This window comes from Agriterribacter sp. (genome assembly GCF_035497235.1).
In the GTDB taxonomy this organism is placed as follows: Bacteria; Bacteroidota; Bacteroidia; order Chitinophagales; family Chitinophagaceae; genus Agriterribacter.
In genome coordinates, this window is record NZ_DATJEB010000042.1 from 118,055 (window position 1) to 139,590 (window position 21,536).

Consider the following 21,536-nt stretch of genomic DNA (forward strand, 5'->3'; position numbering starts at 1 on the left):
CGCGTGTGGCATAATGCATTTAGCGTACATTTACCAGGCAGGGCCGGAAAGTCTGGCATAATTTTATTTTAATTGATGGCATGATATTAAAAAGCGTGTGGAAGATCACCCAACAAACCTTTTCTGATTTTATTGATGATAAGGTTTTGAAGCTTAGTGCGGCACTGGCTTACTATACTATTTTTTCTTTACCGGGGCTTATTATCATTGTTATCTGGATCAGCGATGTGTTTTATGGCGAAAAAGCGGTAGAGGGAACCGTATACCGGCAAATAGCCGGGCTGGTGGGCAATGATGCGGCGTTGCAAATACAGCAAACCATACGTAATGCTACGCTGTCGTATGAAGGCGGTTTTGCAGCCACTATAGGTATCGCCACGCTTATTTTTGGAGCTACCAGCATTTTTGGTGAAATACAGGATTCCATCAATGGTATATGGAAGCTGAAAGCAAAGCCTAAGAAGGGATGGGTTAAGCTGCTTGTGAACCGGTTGCTTTCGTTTTCCCTTATTGTTACGCTGGGTTTTTTATTGCTGGTATCTTTGATTATAAATGCGATAATGGATGCTTTTATTAATAAGTTCACAGTAATATTTCCCCATACGGAAGTTATCATTGCTTATGTATTTAACCTGCTACTTTCCTTTGCCATTACTTCGTTTTTGTTTGGGTTGATCTTTAAGGTTTTGCCCGATGCCAAAATAGAATGGCGCCATGTGCGTGCAGGAGCGTTTACCACGGCCCTGTTATTTATGATCGGCAAATTGGGTATAAGTTATTACCTGGGTCATAACCGTTTAAGCTCTGCGTATGGCGCTGCAGGCTCAGTGATCGTAATATTGTTATGGGTATATTATTCCGCAATTATCCTTTATTTCGGGGCTGTATTTACCAGGGTATATGCTATTCATAGAGGATCACATATTTACCCCAACAATTATGCTGTTTGGGTTGAACAGGTAGAAATTGAATCTGATAAATCGGTGCAGGATCAGGCCGACACCAAAACCGTTATTACAACAGATGGTGAACAGGAAGCATAAAAGCTTCGTCCAGCCGGCAGGATCAGGCTTTGAGATTGCAATTTGAATTTTAGTTGATTCCTGATATTGGATTCATGGCGCTTTCATTAGGATATAGCGCTTATGGTTTAGGACTTAATATCCGCCACTGCTGAACTGTAAAGGCGATGATTATGTTTGATCCTGTTTATTTTATTCCCGCTCTTTTCTTTAGCTCTGCTGCCGTTATTACTATCATTCTGCCCATGGGCTTACCATCGCGGCAGGTGATCACTTTCATGGCCGCGGCATGCGTGTATTTGGGATAAAATTTGCCGGGAAAGGAATTGTCAGAACTGTAAAAAATATCCAGCCCGTTAATTTCGATACTTAATTCAACCAGGGCCGGTTCTTTTCACCTTTCTTTACCTGAACAACAGGATCGTATACTGCAGGTGGCGCATATTGTATACCTTGCTCCACCTATAAATTAGCCTGTCCGTCTTTAATGCCACGCCAGCTCATTACCGCGGCATTGGGTGCTAAACCACCCTGCAAAATTTCATCCCAGCCTATCATTTTCATTCCTTTCGATTCTATTATTTTTTCTACCCTTTTTACAAAATAGCTTTGTACCTCATCTAAGTTATTCAGCTTTTCTTTTTTCATGAGCGCTTTTATGGCGGCGCTTTTTCCCGGAAATTCCTTGCTGTTTCATCGCCGCCCATGTGTATGTATTCAAAAGGAAAAAGTTGCGCTGCTTCGGTAAATACTTTATCTAAAAATTCATATACTTTTTCGTTTGCGGGGCAAAGCGTGTTATCCACCAGTCCATAAAAATGACCGCGCGGAGGCCATACCATAAAAGGCTCACCTGAGTTCACTTTATATGTATCAGCGCCGGGCGTTGAAAAATAATTAAGGTGCCGTTTTTTTTACATTCCACGCGCCTATGGAAGTGAGCTTAGGCAAACTTTTTATTTCGATCCTCCATCCCTGGTCGTCTGTAAGGTGCATGTGCAGGAGGTTGAACTTGTATTTTGCCATATCGTCAATAAATTGCTTCACTTCTTCTTTAGTAAAGAAATGACGCGATACATCGAATATTAAACGCGCCATCCAGGACGGGGATAATCCGTTATCTCAACGCAGGGAGCCGTTCATGATACCGCTTTACTAATGGATTTGCCGGTAATTTCCTTAGGCAGTAATTGCAAAAACTTTGAACGCCATAAAACAGGCCGGCGGCTGTATTGGCGGTAATGGTTATATTATCTTTTAAGGTAAAATAGGCCTTGTTGCTGAACAATGGAAACAGGTTCGGGAATAATAGCTATAGTGTTGTTCTGCGAAAAGGAAGTGAGAGCAGTAAAGAGGAAAGCTATTGCCCTGAGGTATCTCATATATACTATTTTAAACAAGGTAGAACGGGATGCCAGGATAAAAAAATACCCGGACAATTGATAAATGTCCGGGTATTGTGTTCTGATTTATAGCGTTGAATCAGTTTACCATCTTTTACGATTCTGCGAAAATGAACCGCCGCCTCCGCCACCAGAGCGTTGCTCTTTAGGACGGGCTACGGTAACAGAAAGCGCCCTGCCTTCGATATCTTTGCCATCCAGCTCTTCCATAGCCTTTTTAGCATCTGCTTCTTCAGGCATTTCCACAAAACCAAATCCACGCGAACGGCCGGTTTCCCTGTCGGTAATTACTTTAGAAGAAGAAACTTCACCGAAATCGCTGAATAAACTTTTTAAGTCTTCATCTGTGGTGTGAAAACTTAAATTCGAAACGTACATGTTCATACTTTTACATTAAAATGTTATTAATCAACCTGTAAGAAGAGCATAATGTACAGAAGAACAGACAAATACAACGGTGTAAGCTGTACAAAGTAGACGTTCGTGTGTGTATGCTTTAATTCAAGTCGTTGATAAAGGTAGGCTTTTAAAATGAATACCTGCAACATTCCGGCAGGTTTAATAGATTAAATAGGAGAAAATAATTTTTTAGAACTGGTAAACGAGTGCATTAATGTTCATTCCGGCACCAACAGAAGCAAAAAGTACCTTATCTCCGCTCCTGATTTCCTGGTCTTTTAATTTCCCATTCCGTATAAGGTCTAATAAAATAGGAATGGTGGCTACGGAATTATTGCCCAGTTTGGAAATAGTCATCGGCATCAGGTTACCGGGTATATCCGCTTCATTATACAGCTTAAATAACCGTTCCAGTATGGCAACGTCCATTTTTTCGTTGGCCTGGTGAATCAATACTTTGTTAATATCGCGTATATGCAGGTTTGCCTTATCTAAGGCAGCTTTAATGACCAGCGGAACCTGTGTTAATGCAAATTCATATAATTTCCTGCCTTTCATTTTAAGAAAGATGTTTTCATCATTTTCCGATGAGGGATGGTAGGATTGTCCCATTTTTAGCAACATCGCGTCATCCAGCGCATGCGTTTGCGTTTTATGCGCTATAATGCCCGCTCCCGGCGTATCAGGGGCCGAGATAATTGCGGCGCCGCTGCCATCGCTGTATAACATCGAATCCCTGTCGTGGGGATCTATAACCCTCGATAACATTTCCGTACCAATTACCAGGCAATGCCTGGCATCACCGGAACGGATAAAATAATTGGCCTGTATAATGCCTTCCAGCCAGCCCGGACAGCCAAATGGCAGGTCGTATGCAACACAGTCGGGATTATGTATTTGCAGCCTGTGTTTGATACGGGAAGCCAGGGTAGGAACCATATCGGTTCGGTTGCTGCCATACGCCACATCCCCAAAATTATGCGCTACTATAATATAGTCCAGCTTTTCCTTGTCCATTCCCGAACTGCTGAGCGCGGCGCCGGCCGACAGAAACCCCATATCGGAAGCTTTCTGGTTTTGGGTTCCATAACGGCGTTCGGCTATGCCTGTAATTTCCTTAAATTTTTCAATTATTTTTTGCGGCTCTTTTCCAACAGGGGTGCCGTCTGTATTATAAAAGCGGGAGGTTAAAAATGCATCATTAGGAACGCACAGGCTGGGTATGAAACTGCCGGTAGCAGTAAATACGGCCCCCGAAATCTTATTAAATCTTTCCTGGTTTTCAATCATTTCTGTACAGATTCTCCCCAAGATTACAAAAAAAAGGCATATAGCCTGTGTTTTTCAATTATATTCTTTAATAGTGTGAATATATTTAAGCAAAAAACCCGTAGAAATTGCATGGTAATGTGCAATTCCCACAGGTTATACGTAGCATAGTTATAGTATATTAAAACCAATGTCGTTTTCTCATTGCTAACCAGTTGGAGAAAGCGTTAATGTATTATGATAAAATAAAAATGAGATAGATTTCAAAATAATATAACCAGGAGGTCAGACCTGCCGCACAAACTTAGCAACATTGTATTTTCAATACCGCTTATTTGTTAACTGTTACGGTTATTAATTGATCTTTACGGAACGGGGAGCTGTTACAGATACGCCCTGCTGTGCAGCAGAATCCTCTTTTAATTTTCCATTTTCGATATACCTGATCTTCACGCTTCGCGCGGTATCTGCTGCGCCCGGAATACCTGCAAAAAGAATAGTGTATATTTTTCTTTCTTCTAAAGTAATGGAACGGGTTGCCTGTATATTGTTATTGTTGTTGATGGCAATATTTGCATTACCCGGGTTTATTGCAACAAAGCCCGAAACGGAAGCGAAAGGAGCATTTTGACTGATAACGCTATTGGCATTGTCGCTTACCGTTACTAATGGCTGGCTGGAATCGGGAATGGCATTAATGTAACGTATATAAGCTTTGCCTGAAGCGGATGGAAGACTGTCTAACCCATCGTTTACCACTACATTACGGTAAACAGTGTCTGCACCCACTACAAACAGGGAGTAATATTTACCTTCGTTGAATGTAAAATCCGATGCGGTAAAAGATGTTCCGCTGCCGGCATTATACGCTACTACCGACCTTGTACCCGGATAAATACTCAGGTATCCGCCTGTGTAATTGGTATAGGCTAAAGCAGTATTGGTGAGATTATTGCCGGAAAGCGCAATACCAATGGCCGATTTATCGGGCGAAAGGTTAAATGCCATCAAGCCGGCAACAGGTGTATTGGAATTATTATTATCATTTGTTTTCAGGCACGAGGTAAAAATAAGTATCGTAAATAAGGTGCCTGCTGCCAGTATCGTTTTTTGTATTGAAAATCCTTTTTTCATAATTGTTTTCTTTATTGTTTAGAATTAAAAAATAGTGAATCAGTACCTTGTGCTGTGCAATAATGGCAAATGACTGTCCGAAAAAATGATGCCAGATGAAGGTTTTGCTGCTATGCGCACAGAACTTAGGCTTGCCTTAACGTTTGATTGGTAGAACATTAACATATCAGGCTTTGTAAGCTGTTTTAAGGCAGGCTGCGATACAATTTTATTTTTCAGTGGATTACTATTGTATCATATATATCATAAAATGATAAAATCATGGAAAATACATATCTTACCCCCTTCAAAAAACAACAACAGGTAATATGAAACTTTGTACAATTTTTTCTGTGATTATAGCGGGAGTTATACTGTCGGGATGTAACCGGGGCGGCAGTAAAAACGAAGAAAAGGGAATCGTAATAGGCGCTTCCATGCTCAGCCTGCAGTCTGAATTTGTAGTGAATGTAAAAGACGCTATGGAAGATCATGCCAAAGAGAAAAGCGTGAAACTGATTGTAAATGACGCGCAGCGCACGTCCGACAAACAGGTGCAGCAGGTAGAAACCTTCATATCGCAAAAGGTAGACGCCATTATTCTTAACCCATGCGAAGTAGAAGCCAGCTCACCCGCTATTGAAAAAGCGAAAGCAGCAGGCATACCCGTTATTAATGTAAATTCTGAAACGGCCGCCGCACCCGATGGATTTGTAGGTTCCCGCGATGAGGAAGCCGGTGAAATAGCTATGGAGCAAATCGCTAAACTGCTGGATGGGAAAGGCAATGTAGTGATGATAGAAGGTTATATGGGCCAGGCTGCGCAGATCAAAAGATCGGCCGGTGCAAAAACGGTTCTTGACAAATACCCCGGTATAAAGATCCTGGCGCAGCAAACAGCGGAGTGGGACAGGGCAAAGGGAATGAGCTTAATGGAAAACTGGATACAGAGCTATGGTGATAAAATTAATGCTGTATTTGCCCATAACGATGAAATGGGCATGGGCGCATTGCAGGCATTGGAGCAGTCTAAATTAAAGAACAAGGTTAAGGTAGTAAGCATTGATGCCATAGCCGATGCATTGCAGGCGGTGAAGGATGGCAGGTTAGATGCTACGGTTTACCAGGATGCAAAAGGGCAGGGTGCAGGCGCTATTGATATGGCCATACAACTCATCAAAAAAGAACCGGTAGAAAAGAAAGAGATATTCATTCCATTTCAGTTGGTGACGAAGGAAAATGTGGATGGGTTTTTGAAATAAAATACACGATCATAAAATCATCCTCATGCCCAAATCAACCCTCAAAACCGATACACTACTGCATCGCCGTAATTTCCTCAGTATCGCCGCGCTTGCTGGAGCAGGAATGGCTTTGAGTTCCCGTTTTGCATTTGCGGGAGAACCTGTTAGTGACCGCAAGATCCGTATGGGCGTTGTAGGCGGGAGGTTCGGCGCCAGCTTTTATTTTCATGAACATCCCAACTGCATTGTTGAAGCGGTGAGTGATTTGCGTGCCGACCGCAGGGATGTGCTGGTAAAAACATACCATTGCAAAAAGACCTATGAATCGCTGGAGCAACTTTTACAGGACAAAAAGGTTGATGCGGTATTCATCGCCACCGGCGCCCCGGATCATGCGCAGCATGTGCTGGCAGCATTAGATGCCGGCAAACATGTATTGTGCGCTGTACCCGCGGCAATGACACTTGAAGAATGTGCGGCGCTGCGCGATGCCGTAAAACGAACCGGTCTTACTTATATGATGGCGGAAACCACTGTTTATCGTCAGAATACCATCTCCGTAAAAAAAATGTACCGCGAAGGAAAGTTTGGCAATATTTTCAGTGCCGCGGCAGAATACAACCACCCGGGCCTGGAAGTGCTGTTTTGGGAAGATGGCGCCGCAACCTGGCGGCATGGATTCCCACCAATGCATTATCCTACGCACTGCACCGCTTTTTTAATTGCGGTAACCGGCGAACGCCTTACAGAAGTAAACGGCATGGGTTGGGGTGATGGCAGTCCGCTGCTGAAAAATAATCCCTATAACAATCCATTCTGGAATGAAACGGCATTCTTTAAAACCAATAAGGGCAATCCGTTCCGGGTGGAAGTAAACTGGCGGGGCGCTTTAAGGGGTGTGGAGCGCGGCGAATGGCGCGGCGATAAGATGAGTTTTTTCTCCGCGCTGCAGGAAGGGCAGGATCATACGATAGTTACTTCCGCAGATACCATTGGCCGCGATGATGCCGGATTTCAGCATAAGGAAGCAACAGTAGAAATATATCAGCAACCTCAATGGTGGCAAACCGATATGTTACCTCAAGCCCTGCGCCACAACAGCGGGCACGATGGCTCTCATACTTTTATTACCCATGAATTTATTGATGCCCTGATCAATAACCGCAGTCCCGAAGTAAATATTCACGAGGCCCTGGCCTATACCGCGCCGGGCATTGTTGCCCACCAGTCGGCCTTAAAAGGCGGTGAATGCATGAAGGTGCCGGGGTTTGATTAGGGGAGTGATTTTTTGGTGAAAGAATAATATCAGGCTCAAAAGCAAAAGCCCCGGAAATCCGGAGGCTTTTACATTCTATCTCGTCTTGCGGAATTATTTTCCTCCTGCACCAAGTGTGTAAAATAGACCCACGTGAAAACCTCCTACCTTGATATTGGATGCTTCACCACCTTCTTTATCACTGTCTATTTTGGTAAGACCCAGGTTATACCTGGCGCCTATGCCCAGTCCGTTGGAAAGCTTGTAACCGGCGCCAAATCCCCATGAGAAGTTGATTTTTCTCATGTCATCTTTCATAGAAATTGAGTTTCCATCAAACGCCATTTTTGCGCTGGCTAAAAGACCAAGCTGGGGGCCGGTTTCTGCATAAAAGCCGGAAGGATTATTGTATTGTGCAAGCACAGGAATGTTAATATAGTTGATATTAAAATTCATGCTTTGTCCACCTTCTTTATACCTGGCTCCTTCCATAGAATACAATACTTCCGGCTGAAGGCTGAACAATTCGCTTAACTGCAAATTTACAAGAGCCCCGCCTGCGAAGCCTACCTTATATTTTGGAGATATGCCCTCCATCTTGGCATCCGATCCCGAAAATGTACTGAAATTTGCACCGGCTTTGATCCCATATCTTATTTGAGCCTGGATGGTAAAGGCGGTAAGGGTTAACACCGATAAGACAATGATCTTTTTCATAAATGATATTAGTTTCAGCATAAAACGTAATGATTAAAATTTATTGTTACCGCATCGTAAATTAATATGCAGGAATGTGCGTAAACACTGGATTTCACACTATATTTTTACTTGGCTGGGCAATATTTTCATTCATGTGATGAAAGAAATAGTCGCTAATACACGAATATGCCGGTATACTCTCTGTTCATTACAGCATATACCATACCCCCGCCACTACCGCTCCGGCAGCCGTATTTAAAAAGTTCACCGCATTATTGGTAAGCAAGCCTTTATTTTCTAAAGTAAGTCCTAATATGGAATCAATTATATTACCCGCTGTGCCGGCAATAATTATAACCAGGAAATGCGGTGCATTCCAGCCGGTTCCCAATACATATGTCAAAGCGATAATTGTACTTCCCATAATACCGGCCACAATTCCCTGAAGGCTTACCGCGCCATTTGCACCACGTTGTATTTCGCGGAAGGAAAGAATATGGTAATACCTTCTGCCGTAAACATTTCCTAATTCCGATGAAAGTGTATCGGCAGTAGTGGCAGAAAAACTCGCAGCAATCATCAGGTGCAGCAGGGCTGCATGGTTTGTATTGTATGTTGCCAGCAACGCCAGGATAGCGGCTGCACCTGCATTAGCAAAAACCTGCCCTGCGTTTCTTTTCCCATTGCCGCTTTCAGCCAATCCATCCTTCTTTTTTGTTTTAAACTTCCAGGCAGTAGCACCAGCACCCAATACAAAAAAGGCGGTTAGCAGGCTTATACCCGTAAAGCCTCCTCCTATAAAAATAATAACCGCCAGCAAGCCCCCGGTAAGCGCGGCCATAACAGTTAAGTTTTTTTTCAGCACACTAATAAGCATGCCTGCTGTTATGATAATAGAAGCTGCCAGGTAAGATACATCCATGCAGCGCAAATGTAATGATGGATTGTAATCCGGCACAGTACAGAACCACGATACCGGCTGATAAGGAAGACTGATAGTAGGGCGATATCCGTTCTTGTTAATCGTTAATTGAATAATTTTTATTGATAAACAATAAAAATAGTTTGTTTTTTAATAAAATAAACATTATTCTTGCAGTATAAAATTTAAAACAATGAAACCGAAATTTGTTTTATCATTCCTGAGCGTAGCCACCCGTATTTTAATGTGGGTGCTGATTGTTTTTACAGGCTTTCTGTTATGTGTTTCCATATTAAATATCGTGGAAAGTGGTAAGGGTAAAAGGCTAAACAGTAAAAACTATACCTATGAAATGACGGCTTTTGGAGAAGGACGGGCAGAACAGCCATACATATATACTGCCGATAGTTTGGTGCGTTACCGCAATATGGCCAATAAGTACACTGTCGAGATTGAACCTAACTCCCCGATTGGTTATTACAGCATATTCATGAAGCTGATCTTCATGGGACTGGGAATTGCTGTTCTGTGGAATTTTAAAAAGATTTTCAGCGAAACCAATCTTGATGATCCGTTTAAGTATAGTATTACCAAACGGCTGAAGGTATTGGCCGCATTATTCATCGTTGCTGACCTGCTGAAATTAACAGACTATTTTTTGTTTAATAGTTTTTTACGCCGGTCGGTTACAACACCTCATTTGGGGTTAATTACAGATACCGGAAGTGGTATTATAACAGGACTGATCATCTGGATCATTGCCATTGTATACCAGAAGGGAATTGTTTTGCAGGAAGAAAACGCCTTAACCGTTTAAGCTATGGCAATAATCGTTAACCTGGATGTAATGTTGGCCAAACGTAAGATGTCCTTATCGGAGCTGGCGGAAAAAGTAGATATCACGCTTTCCAATCTTTCCATATTAAAAACAGGTAAGGCTAAAGCCATACGTTTTTCAACGCTCGAAAAAATATGCGAAGTACTCCAATGCCAGCCGGGAGATATACTGGAATTCAGCGCATAGCCGCTTATCTACAATTTAACAGGCTGTTTGTATTTCACTGGTTGTTGTGTGACTGTGAATAACGGAAAACATATATTGCAACAGGTAAAAATTTCTTCGTTCAAATAAAAAGCATTTGGTACAGCAGATTGTTCACTATAGCTCTCATTTTATAGTTCCGGTATTCATTGCCCTGTTACTGTACCGGCAACACTGGCTGAGGGCTTATGCTGTTTTGTTGCTGACGATGATGGTAGATATTGACCATTTGCTGGCTACTCCTGTATATGCAGCATGCAGGTGCAGTATAGGTTTTCATTTGCTGCATAGTTACCCTGCCATCGGTATTTATATTTTATTGCTGTTTTTTAAACCTGTCCGGTTAGTGGCTATTGGCCTGGTGTGGCATATGGCTACAGATTATATGGACTGCCTTTTGCAGGCGGTATATTGTAAATGAGCATTACGTTCATCACGGGAGACAATGTTATGATAATGTACTTTTACAACCCAGAATTAGTGAAGGACTTTATAGTACCATTTGCATGAAAGGATTCTTCTGAAAGGGAAGCAAAGTTACCTGTTATATACAAAAATTATCCTGCCAGCGCACGACGATGGAATTAGTGGCAGCCGCTTTTCTGCCACGAATGCCCGAATGGGTTTCGAATACAAGTGTTCTTTCTGCCTTTCTACTGCGCATTCTTCCTGTCGAGCAGTACTGCACCAATAATAATTACCCCTTTAATGATCTGCTGGTAATAGGATGTTACATTTAACAGATCCAGCCCGTTATTGATTACACCTATGATCAATACGCCGATCACCGTTCCGGCAATACTTCCCCTTCCACCCAGTAAGCTGGTGCCGCCAATTACTACCGCTGCTATGGCATCTAACTCATATGCAATGCCCGCATTGGGCTGACCCGTGGTTATGCGCGAAGCAAGTATAATACCAGCCAGTCCTGCCAGCCCGCTGCACATCATATACGCAAACAGTTTTACCCCGTTTACCCGTATGCCGGAAGCTCTTGCGGCATTTTCATTGCCACCCACCGCATAAATATATCGGCCGATACGGGTATAATTTAAAATTACCGCCGAAACAATGATCACCAGCACAAACAGCAATATGGGCACAGGAATATGCAGGAAGTCACCTCCACCAATGTAATTAAAAGCCGGTGAAAGATTCGTAACCGGCCTGCCATCGCTCCATACCAATGCAAGTCCTCTTGCTATCGTCATCATACCCAGTGTAACAATAAACGGAGCCACTTTCCCGAGTGTAATGGTTAGCCCGTTAATGGCACCGATAATAACACCGGTGAGTATGCCCAGCATAACCGGCACAATGAGCGCATAGGTTCCGGGATGGGCAAAACTGGCGGCAACTACTCCTGTTAACGCCAGCACCGAGCCCAGGGAAAGGTCAATACCCCCGGCTATAATAACAAAAGTAACGCCTATGGCCAGTATACCGTTAATGGATACCTGCCGCAATACGATCAGTATATTCTGCGCCGTAAAAAAATAAGGCGAGGCAATGGAAAGCAGGATGCAGATGGCTGCAAAGGCAATAAAAATGCCGTACTTAGACAGATAGCCGGATGATGATTTTATTTTCGCCAGGTTCATTTTTGAATATTTGAATGAAATTGGGTTTATGGTTATAATCTCCAATTCATTTTAGTGTCGTTTTTTTAAACTTTTACTTCTTTGCCTGCCTCACATCATCGCATATTGCATAATTTTTTCCTGTGTGGCCTCCGCGCCGTTTAATTCGGCTTTGATCATTCCATTATGCACAACAAGAATCCTGTCGCTCATGCCCAGTATTTCCGGCAGTTCGGAGGAGATCATGATGATCGCTTTTCCTTTCGCTGCCAGGCCATTCATCAGCCTGTATATTTCTGTTTTAGCGCCAATGTCAATACCTCTTGTGGGTTCATCAAGAATAATAATATCCGGATCATTGAGCAATACTTTTGCCAGCACAATTTTTTGCTGGTTACCACCGCTTAAAAAATTTACGACCTGGTTCACCGATGGTGTTTTAATGGCAAACCGCTGCATTTGCTGCTCCGCAATGCCACGCTCTTTTTGCATTTCAATAAACGGACCGTTGCAGCAACTTTTTAATGCAGCCAATGTAATATTATGTTTCACCGTAGCAGACAGTACAAGCCCGGTGCTTTTCCTGTCTTCGGTAATCAATCCTATCCCATAGCGTATGGCATCTTTTGGTGAACGAATGGTCACCGGCTTGCCCTTTACAGCAATCGTTCCCTTATATAATCTATCCAGGCCAAATATCGCGTTTACAATTTCTGTTCGCCCTGCTCCCATCAACCCCGCTATTCCCAATATCTCACCTCTGCGTACAGAAAAACTAATATCACGGAATTTCGCACCGGTTAAATCCTTAACCGACAAAGCTACCGCTCCCGGGATAATATTTCTCTTTTCAAAAATGGTATTCAATTCCCTTCCTACTATCAGCGAGATCAAACCTTCTTTGTTTATTGCACCCACCGGGTGCGTGGCAATATACTTGCCATCACGCATAACCGATATGGTATCGGCAATACCCAATATCTCATCCATTTTATGCGATATGTAGATAATAGCAATACCCTGCTGTTTCAAATCACGGATCATATCAAACAGCACGGCGGTTTCCCTGTCGGATATGGCTGAAGTGGGCTCATCCATAATAATAAGCGCTGCCTTATTGGACAACGCTTTGGCAATTTCAACCATCTGCATTTCTGCGATGCTGAGGGTTTTCATGCGGCGGGTAACATTTATTTGCAGTCCTAATTGATCAACAAGCAACTGTGCATCTCCATTTCTTTTTTTACGGTTGATCCATCCGGGAATAATCGTGGTAGGCTCATTTCCCATGAAAATATTTTCTGCCACGCTTAGCTCCGGAAAGGGCAGCAGTTCCTGGTGAATCATGGAAAAGCCCGCCTTAAGGGCATCATGCACCGACTTAAAAGCTATGGGTTGTTCTTTGTAAATAATTTGTCCCGCATCGGGTGCATACATGCCGATCAGGATTTTCATTAAGGTAGATTTCCCTGCACCGTTTTCCCCCATTACTGCATGCACTTTTCCTTTTTCAACATGCAGTTGCACATTATCCAGCGCCTTAACACCCGGAAAGGATTTTGATATATTTTCTGCACGCAGCAGGTATGCGGGATTCATTATTGTAAAACTGCTTAATTTATTTCTTCACAATATAATATCCTTCATCTGAAATGATCTGCTTATTATCTTTCAAATGAAAAAGATTCATGATGATCCGGGTATCGGGCTTATCAAAAAGATAGAGATGATGCCAGCCATATATTTCACCGGGAGCAGGGTTTTCTAACTCATAACGTCCCCTAAAATAATACAGGAAAACAATATTGGAAGTAAACTGCCCATGCCAGTCGTTGTGCAGCGAATCCTTTGCCGAAGAACGGCGGATATTTATAATAATTCCTGGCACAGGCGACAGGAAATTATTCCAGCCATAAGATACGGTGAAAGTAACGTCATCAGGTTGTTCGTTTGCCGGAGTAATATGGGCATACTTACCGAAAAAGGGGAATAACCGTGCCAGGGCAAATATTCTTATAACAATAACAAATAAGTACAGTGCAAAGAGAAAGCATAAAAGGGAATACAAAAAAACAGGGATGGTATGCATCAGATAAAATTAATTTTCAGAATTGATCATTCGGCGCTACTGCAAAAATCTTTGCACATCCTCCATCATTTCCTTTGAACCAATAAACAGAGGGCTGCGCTGGTGAATATGTTCGGGCTGTATATCCAATATCCGTTGTTTTCCATTGGTAGCATTGCCGCCCGCCGCTTCCGTTATAAAAGCCATAGGATTACATTCGTAGCACAGCCTGAGCTTGCCATTGGGCTTACCCGTTACCTGCGGATAAAAAAATATTCCGCCTTTTAATAAGTTACGATGTATATCGGCCACCATACAACCATAGTAGCGGTTGGAGTAGGGACCATTTTTATTTTCGGTAGTGGAGATACAAAAATCCACATAGTTTTTCAGGTGCTGATCAACCTGGTTATAATAACGGTTGTCGAATGAATAAAAGGGACCATGTGCCGGCATTTTTAAGTTGGGGTGACTGAGGTAAAATTCGCCGATAGCGGTATCTAATGTAAATCCATTCACTCCCCTGCGGGTGGCATATACCAGTATAGTGGATGAACCGTAAATTACATAGCCGGCCGCTACCTGTTTTATACCGGGCTGCAGGAAATCTTCCAGTACGGCAGCCTTGCCCAATTCAGAAACACGGCGATATACACTGAAGATGCTTCCTATGGAAATATTAATATCAATATTACCCGACCCATCTACCGGATCCATGAGCAGCACGTATTTCGACTGGTTGCTTTTGGCATCATCAAACACAACCATATCCTCGTTTTCTTCAGAAACAATACCGGCACAATTGATCCCGGATCGCAATACATTGATAAAAACATTGTTGGCATACACATCTAATTTCTGCACCACTTCGCCCTGCACATTAATACTCCCTTCCGCACCCAATATATCTGCCAGCGCCGCTTTATTTACTTCAAGGTTTACCCGCTTGGCGGCCAGTCCAATGCCGCGCAGCAAACCCGATAATTCCCCCGTGGCATGAGGAAATAACCGAAGCTGCTGAATAGTGAATTCATCAAGCGTGATCAGGTTTTGGTATCTGGGCATAGTTTTAAATTAATATTACAACGGCTAATTGCTGCATTTTTATTTCAATGCTGCCGGAGGGGTGGTTACAAGTGCAATACATCTTTTCTTAACACTTTCTGCCTGCTCAGCATTTACTTTTAAATAACGATGTTTTCCAGTTGGGTTGGGGGTAAAAGCAGTGGATGCATCAGTTATAACTTCAATAGTACCCCGCTCACTAAAACTAAAATAATTTTTTGCGCCTTCCACGGCGTATAATACGGCAGTAAGATCCCAGGTTTGGCGGTCGTAGGGCATTTTTGCATAGCTTTTATACGCGATCACCATGGGATGATGGGCTGCCCAGTTAAAATCACTGAGGATGCTGGTTGCAGGGTATCTGATCTGCTCACCCACTTCAAAAGGGCTGACCACTATTTCGGTTGGCCATTCCTTAAAAAGTTTCCTGGCGGCAGGCACATCTTTAACCACATTGTATTCCTTCATCTTCTTTCCTTCAAAATTACCGGCCATCACCGATAATAGTATTACTTTTTTTGCCACAAGCTCCTTTCCGTTCAAATCGGTATGCACATCCGGGGCTGAATGGAGCAGCCGGGCCAGGTTAGTTGAAAATCCAACAGAAATAATAACCACGGAATGATCAGCAGCCTCCGATAATACGCGCCGGTAAAGAGCTACCGATTCGGGATAAGCAGCGGTATCCTTTGTTGTTGTTTTGAAGGCTGGCTGGTAAGCGGCCACTACCCTGGTATAATTAACGGCATCGTGTTCTGAGTTCGCGCCATTTACTACTTTTCCAACCGGTATTTCCGGGTAGCCATACCAGGTATTCATGATATCGAGATATACAGCGGATGAAGGATTGTTTTTATTGGAACTCACCGCCAGCAGCTTAACCATTTTTTGGTCAGCATATTTATACAGCATATCCAGCGCCAGTGCATCATCAATATCATTGCCCATATCGGTTTCAAAAATTACGGGTAATGGCTCATTAGCCGCAGTTGCTTTTTTTACATTGCTGCAACCGGCGAAAATGATATATGCTACCAGTAAAAGAAATATGCTGAACCTTCTGTCAGTCATCCTAACCATTTAATATGTGTGATGGAAAAATAATGATTATTAATGAAAGCTTCACAAATGATCGCTACCGGACACAGTGTAAGCGCTCCATACTGCCATTACTCACCTGGTATTTTCAATGGCAGATCCATCCATGCCAGGCCGATGCTTCTGAACATGTGACTCCTGCTTTGCCCTTCGGCAGCATCGTATAGTAATGCCAGGCGATCGCCCACTTTAATAACAGCAGGCATGCCTATAGCGCCTTTGGCCCAAACAGAGTTTGTACTATCTAATACTACAGCCTTATGTTCTGTATTCCAGGTATTGATATCCTTCGACCAGTATACCCATATAGCATCTGTGTATTCAAGCCCTTTTTCATCAATACCTATATGATTGGTAAACAAAAACCATGTTTTAGTGGCATGGTCATAAAACAGGGAAGAATTTTCAATCTGTTCGGATAGCGGAAACACAGGCACACTATCTATCTTCCAGGAACGGTTCAGGTTTCTGGTTCTTGCTATTCCCAATGTTCTTTTAGTAATGGCATTATCCTGCGCGGCGCCGCTAAAAAACATGAGGTATTCTTTTTTATGCTTTACCATAAACCCCGGACTGGAAGTAACCGAATAATAACTATTTTCTTTTGGTGGCAAAGGCGTAACATCATATTGCTTAATCCATGGACCGCGTAATGATTTGGATTGCGCCTTCATGGTGAGGTAGGGAAATGCCGGAATGCGGTAGGGTGGCGGTGTAGTATTAGGTGTACCCATGTAAAACATATGCCACACCTCTTTTTCTTTTATTGCCCATGGCGTAGACGCGCTTCTATAATCGGCTTTTGTTGAATCGCCCAGGGTAAGAATAGTTCCCTGCTTCGTCCAGGAGCGCAGGTCTTTACTTTCCGCCAGGCAGGATATCCATCCGTCTTTACCTGCTCCATCATAAAACAGGTAATACGTGTCTCCTTCTTTGTTAACCACGGCTTCTCTTGCGCCATAGGTATCGCAACTGTCTTTCCCATCGCCATAACGCATCACAATGCCTTCGTCCCTGCATTCCATACGCAATGAAGCAGCGGGTCTGCCATCGCTGTATTGAATTTTTTGCGCTGCCGTGTTCGCTGACAAAATGCTTAAAAACATACAGCAGCTTCCGTAATAAATAATTGTATTCCTTTTCATATGCACCATCATTATTTAATGATTCATTTCTGGGGGCAAGATATTTAAGATGCAGCACATGTCCATCCTTTGCTGTAGGGTACGGTCCTTAACGCTGCAAGCGTATATAGTTTGGCGACAGGTGAGCTAAAAACAAAAAGCCCGGCGAGATCAGTTGGAATGATCTTCACCGGACTTTATAATTAACGGACAAAAAAACGCTACTGTTTAATACAATTTTACTTCTTTGAAACGATCTGTCTCTTTTTAAGAGATTAAAAATTAGGAGTTAAAGCTGATTCATCTGCAGGCAAACCATAATAAGGATCCAGTATAGTGAATGCATTATTAGGCGGAACAGCATCATCCGGATAATAATAATTCAGTGGGTTTGCTTTTATTCTGTTGCCATAAGGAACGATTACGGATTGTATCCGGTCTGTTCTAACCAAATCGAACCAACGTTTATTTTCAAACGCCAGTTCTACTCTTCTTTCCTGGTAAATAGCATCACGCATATCCGTTTGCGAAGTGGCTGTGGTATTATCCAATCCTGCGCGGTTACGCACTGCGTTCAGATAGGGCGCAGCATCAAGCGGTTTGTTCTGCTCATTAAGCGCTTCAGCCAAAAATAATAACACTTCGGCATACCTGTAAACCGGCCAGTTGGTACCCGTGTTACCATGCAACGCATGGGGTTTGGCAAATTTTTTAATATAAGGATATACCTTATTAGTTCTCAAACTCTGGCTTAAAGTAACGTAAGCGATAGAAGCATCTTTTCTTTCATCATCGGGTTCATAAGCTGCAATAATATCAGGGGTGGGAATATTATTTCCTTCACCTGAAAGGGATTGAGGATTAGAAGTTCCGGTAATGGGCGCCAATTCTGCTGAAGTCATTGGGCGGGGCAAAAAGTTGTATATAAAACCACCGCTATACCCTGCGGACCCTTCCATAAACTGAATTTCAAAAACAGATTCCTGGTTGTTTTTATTACCGGTAGAAGTAGAAAAAACATCTTCGTAGCCTGAAGTGATTAGGGAATATTGCGTACTGGTTACTACATCCCTGGCAGCTGCTTCTGCATCACTCCATCTCTTTTGCCACAGGTATAAATCGGCAAGAAGTGTTTTTGCCGAACCGGAAGTAACCCTTCCTGCTTCCTGCTCTGACTTTAGGGGTAACAATCGTGCTGCTTCTTTTGCATCTGTTTCAACCTGGGCATATAACTCTTCCTTAGTTGCCAAAGGGGATGCCGCTTCCTGGCGATTGGTAACTGGTGTCAGGTGCATTGGGGCTTTTCCAAAATATCGTACTAATTCGAAATAAGCGAAAGCTCTCAGGAAAAGTGCCTGCCCTTTCAAATTACTTTTTACAGTGGCGTCAAACTCTACTTTATCAATGGTTGCCAGAATTTGATTGGCACGGGCAATGATCTGGTAATCCAGGCGATACTGATTTAGTACATGACCGTTGGTGGTTACGCCGTTGCTCATGGGCATAGCAAAATCTGCCACGTTTTCCGTTGCATCTACTGCTCCAAACAGAATATTACGCGGATAGTAGGTGTTGTCGGAATGCATCTCGCCCAAAACCCAGGCTCTATCATTAAATATACTCCTCAACGGCACATAAGCTCCGTTTACCGCCTGTTGGAAGTCGGCTTGCTTTGTAAAAAAAGTAGCCGAACTCAGTGCAGTTTCCGGGGTTACATCCAAAAATTTTTTACAGCTTGTGGTAGCAATAACTAACAGCGCTATTATCGTGATTTTTGTTTTCATTCTTACAAAATAAAAAGTTAGAAATAATTTACCGGTTACTTAAAAATTCAGGTTAATACCTAACGTAAATGTGCGTGGAACCGGGTAGTTTGAAAGATCTACGCCCTGGCTTAAGTTACCACCATCACCATTTCCATCACCCTGCGCACTGGTTTCCGGATTTGGACCTCCCCAATAACTGGTAAAAGTATACAACTGCTGGATTGATGCATACAACCTGGCGGAGCTAATTGTTTTGCTCTTTTTAAAATTAAGGTTATAGCCAAGTGTAATGTTCCTGATCGTAAAATAGGACGCGTTGGCAATAAAACGGCTATTCATCCAGTCTCTTTCAACGCCAGTAACAGTACCACCGCCAACGGTAGTACCATAAAATCCTTTGCCGGGATTGTCGACCGACCTGAAACGATATTTTACTTCCTCCACCATATTGAACACACCATCCAGGTTGGCCGTGCTGTACAAATGACGGACCAGGAGCTGGTTGCCCTTGGAACCCGATCCAACAATAGAAAAATCGAAATTCCCATACTGCAAGTTGTTTGTAATACCATAGATGAAATTGGGGAAAGGATTACCGATAATAGTCCGGTCATCTTCGTTGCCACCGTAAGTAATTACGCCATCGTCATTTATATCTTTAATTTTGATGCTGCCCACCGTTGAGCGTCCGGGAATCTGGGGAGATTTATCAAGGTCATTCTGGTTCATATATACGCCCTGGGCTATTAGTCCGTAAAATTGTCCGAATGGCTTGCCTACCTGGGTAATATGAAAAGTACCATATACTCTGTCAATTCCATCGGCCAAGGCCATCACTTTGTTGCGGTTAAATGAAATATTAGCACTGGTGGTCCATTTCAGCTTTCCTACCATATTTCTTGTAGTCACTGCAAATTCATGCCCCCAGAATTTAATTTCGCCAATATTGTCATTGAAATTACCAAATCCGGACTCCTGCGGAACCTGGACACTATACAACAGGTTCGTAGTATTTTTCCGGTAATAATCATACGTGAACTGCACCCTGTCATTAAACAAAGCCAGGTCTAAACCAATATCAAATTGTCTGGTCGTTTCCCAGCCCAAATTATTATTGGCCAAAGAAGTTACCACGGCGCCTGTTGCCACATTATTGCCAAAAACGGCATTTACAGTATTGTTAACTAAGGCATACTGCGTATAGTTACCAATATTATTATTTCCAATTACTCCATAGCTGGCTCTCACTTTTGCAAAAGATACGTGCCTGAAGTTTTGCATAAAATTTTCGTCCGAAATAATCCAGCCCACAGAAGCGGAAGGGAAAGTACCCCAGCGGTTTGCGGATCCAAAGCGGGAAGAACCATCACTACGAACGGCAGCCGTTAACAGGTATTTACCTTTAAAATCATAGGTAAGCCTTGCTAAATAAGAAGATAATGACCACTCTTCTACACCATTATTAGTACCGCCCCTGTTTATATTAAGAGCGCCCTGTATAGTAGGCAGCCTGTCATCAGTATAGGTGTCGGCCTGAATACGGGTGCGTTCCTGGCGAAAATGTTGGCTGGTATAGCCTGCCAGTAATTCAAAACTATGGTCATTAAAATTCCTTGTGTACGTAGCCAGATTTTCGTTCAACCATGTGGTATTTTCAACATTCTGCCTGATCGAAACGGCCGTAGTGGGTACAGGCACATTAATGGCGCTGGTTGCGGTAGATGGATTGAAGAAAAAGAACTTGGAAGCCAGGTATTCAACATTGAATGTTGATTTCAGGGTCAGTCCTTTAATGGGTTGATATTGTGCATAGACATTTCCCAGCACATTAATATTCTTTGTTTCATTTACCAGTTCATCCGCAGCCCTTACCCAGTTCGGATAATCGAAGATATTGCCTGTACTTCCGGGAAACTTATTATATAACGTAAGTTCGCCATTCGCATCACGAATAGGCATAACGGGCCAAGTATGCAAAGCATTAAACAAAATACCCGTACCACGATCGCCATCCGTTCGGGGTGTATTATCAAACACATAAGAAGGGGCGATATTAAAGCCAAGTTTTACTTTATCGGACAGTGCATAATCCGTATTCATACGAAGCGAATATCTCTTATATGAGTTATTCAATACAACACCTTCCTGATTGTATATTCCTGCCACTAATGCCGTACTTGTTTTGTCTGAATTACTGGTAACCGTCACGTCATAGCTCTGCAACGGCGCCTTTCTCAGCAAAGCACCATACCAGTCGTTATTTTTACCTTCGTACTGAGAAGGGTTTTGGAATTCTACCGGTACAGCTTGCCCTGCATCTTCGTAATATTCTTTTTTAAATTGTGCAAATTCAACGGCGTCCAGCATTTTTATTCTTCCTCTCTCCGGCACCTGTTGCAAACCCACAAATGAATTAACGCTCACATTTGTTTTACCTTTCTTCGCTCTTTTGGTAGTGATTAAAACC

At 42.8% G+C, this 21,536-nt stretch carries 21 protein-coding genes and 1 pseudogene; 7 read left to right on the forward strand and 15 right to left on the reverse strand.

All coding sequences use genetic code 11. The features are described from left to right. Positions 1-80 precede the first annotated feature (80 nt). Both VL121_RS15095 and VL121_RS15100 read left to right on the forward strand, forming a co-directional pair. Positions 81-1,043: a YihY/virulence factor BrkB family protein gene (locus tag VL121_RS15095; protein ID WP_325406779.1), complete on the forward strand. Its 963-nt coding sequence runs from the start codon at positions 81-83 to the stop codon at positions 1,041-1,043. Positions 1,044-1,195: 152 nt separating this feature from the next. After that, positions 1,196-1,330, forward strand: a complete 135-nt coding sequence (locus tag VL121_RS15100) for a hypothetical protein (RefSeq protein ID WP_325406781.1) — start codon at positions 1,196-1,198, stop codon at positions 1,328-1,330. A gap of 169 nt (positions 1,331-1,499) precedes the next feature. On the opposite strand, the pseudogene VL121_RS21730 reads toward VL121_RS15100, so the two are convergent. From VL121_RS21730 to VL121_RS15135, 5 genes and pseudogenes are all read right to left on the reverse strand, one after another. Next, a pseudogene (locus VL121_RS21730) lies at positions 1,500-2,155 on the reverse strand (family 20 glycosylhydrolase); the annotation flags it as partial. Between the two features lie 117 nt (positions 2,156-2,272). Continuing rightward, complete coding sequence (locus VL121_RS15120; RefSeq protein ID WP_325406789.1) at positions 2,273-2,404, reverse strand: hypothetical protein; 132 nt, start codon at positions 2,402-2,404, stop codon at positions 2,273-2,275. 105 nt (positions 2,405-2,509) lie between these two features. Beyond that, entirely contained in the window at positions 2,510-2,803 is a 294-nt protein-coding gene (locus tag VL121_RS15125; RefSeq protein WP_414635426.1) for an RNA recognition motif domain-containing protein, read from the reverse strand. Positions 2,804-3,013: 210 nt separating this feature from the next. Beyond that, positions 3,014-4,114: a 3-oxoacyl-ACP synthase III family protein gene (locus VL121_RS15130; RefSeq protein WP_325406794.1), complete on the reverse strand. Its 1,101-nt coding sequence runs from the start codon at positions 4,112-4,114 to the stop codon at positions 3,014-3,016. Positions 4,115-4,447: 333 nt separating this feature from the next. Continuing rightward, complete coding sequence (locus tag VL121_RS15135; protein ID WP_325406796.1) at positions 4,448-5,227, reverse strand: DUF4397 domain-containing protein; 780 nt, start codon at positions 5,225-5,227, stop codon at positions 4,448-4,450. Positions 5,228-5,535: 308 nt separating this feature from the next. Between VL121_RS15135 and VL121_RS15140 the strand changes: the two genes are divergently transcribed. Next, positions 5,536-6,468, forward strand: a complete 933-nt coding sequence (locus tag VL121_RS15140; protein WP_325406798.1) for a sugar ABC transporter substrate-binding protein — start codon at positions 5,536-5,538, stop codon at positions 6,466-6,468. A gap of 25 nt (positions 6,469-6,493) precedes the next feature. Beyond that, positions 6,494-7,726, forward strand: a complete 1,233-nt coding sequence (locus tag VL121_RS15145; protein ID WP_325406800.1) for a Gfo/Idh/MocA family protein — start codon at positions 6,494-6,496, stop codon at positions 7,724-7,726. A 93-nt stretch (positions 7,727-7,819) separates the two neighbouring features. Here the strand turns inward: VL121_RS15145 and VL121_RS15150 are convergent, their stop codons facing one another. Together VL121_RS15150 and VL121_RS15155 are read right to left on the reverse strand one after the other, a co-directional pair. Continuing rightward, positions 7,820-8,422 (reverse strand): porin family protein, encoded by a 603-nt coding sequence (locus VL121_RS15150; RefSeq protein WP_325406803.1) that lies wholly within the window; start codon positions 8,420-8,422, stop codon positions 7,820-7,822. Positions 8,423-8,612: 190 nt separating this feature from the next. After that, positions 8,613-9,326 (reverse strand): DUF92 domain-containing protein, encoded by a 714-nt coding sequence (locus tag VL121_RS15155; RefSeq protein ID WP_325406805.1) that lies wholly within the window; start codon positions 9,324-9,326, stop codon positions 8,613-8,615. A gap of 193 nt (positions 9,327-9,519) precedes the next feature. Here VL121_RS15155 and VL121_RS15160 point away from each other — a divergent pair, with 193 nt between their 5' ends. From VL121_RS15160 to VL121_RS15170, 3 genes are all read left to right on the forward strand, one after another. Continuing rightward, on the forward strand, positions 9,520-10,143 hold the full coding sequence (locus VL121_RS15160; protein ID WP_325406807.1) for a DUF2975 domain-containing protein: 624 nt from the start codon (positions 9,520-9,522) through the stop codon (positions 10,141-10,143). Positions 10,144-10,146: 3 nt separating this feature from the next. Further along, positions 10,147-10,350: a helix-turn-helix domain-containing protein gene (locus VL121_RS15165; protein WP_325406809.1), complete on the forward strand. Its 204-nt coding sequence runs from the start codon at positions 10,147-10,149 to the stop codon at positions 10,348-10,350. Between the two features lie 115 nt (positions 10,351-10,465). After that, positions 10,466-10,789, forward strand: a complete 324-nt coding sequence (locus VL121_RS15170; RefSeq protein ID WP_325406811.1) for a DUF6122 family protein — start codon at positions 10,466-10,468, stop codon at positions 10,787-10,789. 232 nt (positions 10,790-11,021) lie between these two features. On the opposite strand, the gene VL121_RS15175 is transcribed toward VL121_RS15170, so the two are convergent. From VL121_RS15175 to VL121_RS15210, 8 genes are all read right to left on the reverse strand, one after another. Continuing rightward, positions 11,022-11,969, reverse strand: a complete 948-nt coding sequence (locus VL121_RS15175) for an ABC transporter permease (RefSeq protein WP_325406813.1) — start codon at positions 11,967-11,969, stop codon at positions 11,022-11,024. Between the two features lie 90 nt (positions 11,970-12,059). After that, positions 12,060-13,547, reverse strand: a complete 1,488-nt coding sequence (locus VL121_RS15180) for a sugar ABC transporter ATP-binding protein (protein WP_325406815.1) — start codon at positions 13,545-13,547, stop codon at positions 12,060-12,062. 19 nt (positions 13,548-13,566) lie between these two features. Further along, on the reverse strand, positions 13,567-14,037 hold the full coding sequence (locus VL121_RS15185) for a hypothetical protein (RefSeq protein WP_325406817.1): 471 nt from the start codon (positions 14,035-14,037) through the stop codon (positions 13,567-13,569). A gap of 36 nt (positions 14,038-14,073) precedes the next feature. Then, the gene (gene fbp, locus VL121_RS15190) at positions 14,074-15,081 is read right to left on the reverse strand and encodes a class 1 fructose-bisphosphatase (RefSeq protein WP_325406819.1); all 1,008 of its coding nucleotides are present in this window, start codon (positions 15,079-15,081) and stop codon (positions 14,074-14,076) included. Between the two features lie 39 nt (positions 15,082-15,120). After that, the gene (locus VL121_RS15195) at positions 15,121-16,152 is read right to left on the reverse strand and encodes a nucleoside hydrolase (RefSeq protein ID WP_325406821.1); all 1,032 of its coding nucleotides are present in this window, start codon (positions 16,150-16,152) and stop codon (positions 15,121-15,123) included. Positions 16,153-16,250: 98 nt separating this feature from the next. Further along, on the reverse strand, positions 16,251-17,324 hold the full coding sequence (locus VL121_RS15200) for a glycoside hydrolase family protein (protein WP_325406823.1): 1,074 nt from the start codon (positions 17,322-17,324) through the stop codon (positions 16,251-16,253). 254 nt (positions 17,325-17,578) lie between these two features. Then, entirely contained in the window at positions 17,579-19,087 is a 1,509-nt protein-coding gene (locus tag VL121_RS15205) for a RagB/SusD family nutrient uptake outer membrane protein (protein WP_325406825.1), read from the reverse strand. A gap of 39 nt (positions 19,088-19,126) precedes the next feature. Next, on the reverse strand, positions 19,127-21,536 hold a 2,410-nt coding region (locus VL121_RS15210), incomplete at its 5' end, for a SusC/RagA family TonB-linked outer membrane protein (protein ID WP_325406827.1).

Bases quoted from the DNA above. Each gene is read 5' to 3' on its own strand.
- VL121_RS15095 (WP_325406779.1), top strand. From the start codon at position 81: ATGATATTAAAAAGCGTGTGGAAGATCACCCAACAAACCTTTTCTGAT.
- VL121_RS15100 (WP_325406781.1), top strand. From the start codon at position 1,196: ATGTTTGATCCTGTTTATTTTATTCCCGCTCTTTTCTTTAGCTCTGCT.
- VL121_RS15120 (WP_325406789.1), bottom strand. From the start codon at position 2,404: ATGAGATACCTCAGGGCAATAGCTTTCCTCTTTACTGCTCTCACTTCC.
- VL121_RS15125 (WP_414635426.1), bottom strand. From the start codon at position 2,803: ATGTACGTTTCGAATTTAAGTTTTCACACCACAGATGAAGACTTAAAA.
- VL121_RS15130 (WP_325406794.1), bottom strand. From the start codon at position 4,114: ATGATTGAAAACCAGGAAAGATTTAATAAGATTTCGGGGGCCGTATTT.
- VL121_RS15135 (WP_325406796.1), bottom strand. From the start codon at position 5,227: ATGAAAAAAGGATTTTCAATACAAAAAACGATACTGGCAGCAGGCACC.
- VL121_RS15140 (WP_325406798.1), top strand. From the start codon at position 5,536: ATGAAACTTTGTACAATTTTTTCTGTGATTATAGCGGGAGTTATACTG.
- VL121_RS15145 (WP_325406800.1), top strand. From the start codon at position 6,494: ATGCCCAAATCAACCCTCAAAACCGATACACTACTGCATCGCCGTAAT.
- VL121_RS15150 (WP_325406803.1), bottom strand. From the start codon at position 8,422: ATGAAAAAGATCATTGTCTTATCGGTGTTAACCCTTACCGCCTTTACC.
- VL121_RS15155 (WP_325406805.1), bottom strand. From the start codon at position 9,326: ATGGATGTATCTTACCTGGCAGCTTCTATTATCATAACAGCAGGCATG.
- VL121_RS15160 (WP_325406807.1), top strand. From the start codon at position 9,520: ATGAAACCGAAATTTGTTTTATCATTCCTGAGCGTAGCCACCCGTATT.
- VL121_RS15165 (WP_325406809.1), top strand. From the start codon at position 10,147: ATGGCAATAATCGTTAACCTGGATGTAATGTTGGCCAAACGTAAGATG.
- VL121_RS15175 (WP_325406813.1), bottom strand. From the start codon at position 11,969: ATGAACCTGGCGAAAATAAAATCATCATCCGGCTATCTGTCTAAGTAC.
- VL121_RS15180 (WP_325406815.1), bottom strand. From the start codon at position 13,547: ATGAATCCCGCATACCTGCTGCGTGCAGAAAATATATCAAAATCCTTT.
- VL121_RS15185 (WP_325406817.1), bottom strand. From the start codon at position 14,037: ATGCATACCATCCCTGTTTTTTTGTATTCCCTTTTATGCTTTCTCTTT.
- fbp (WP_325406819.1), bottom strand. From the start codon at position 15,081: ATGCCCAGATACCAAAACCTGATCACGCTTGATGAATTCACTATTCAG.
- VL121_RS15195 (WP_325406821.1), bottom strand. From the start codon at position 16,152: ATGACTGACAGAAGGTTCAGCATATTTCTTTTACTGGTAGCATATATC.
- VL121_RS15200 (WP_325406823.1), bottom strand. From the start codon at position 17,324: ATGAAAAGGAATACAATTATTTATTACGGAAGCTGCTGTATGTTTTTA.
- VL121_RS15205 (WP_325406825.1), bottom strand. From the start codon at position 19,087: ATGAAAACAAAAATCACGATAATAGCGCTGTTAGTTATTGCTACCACA.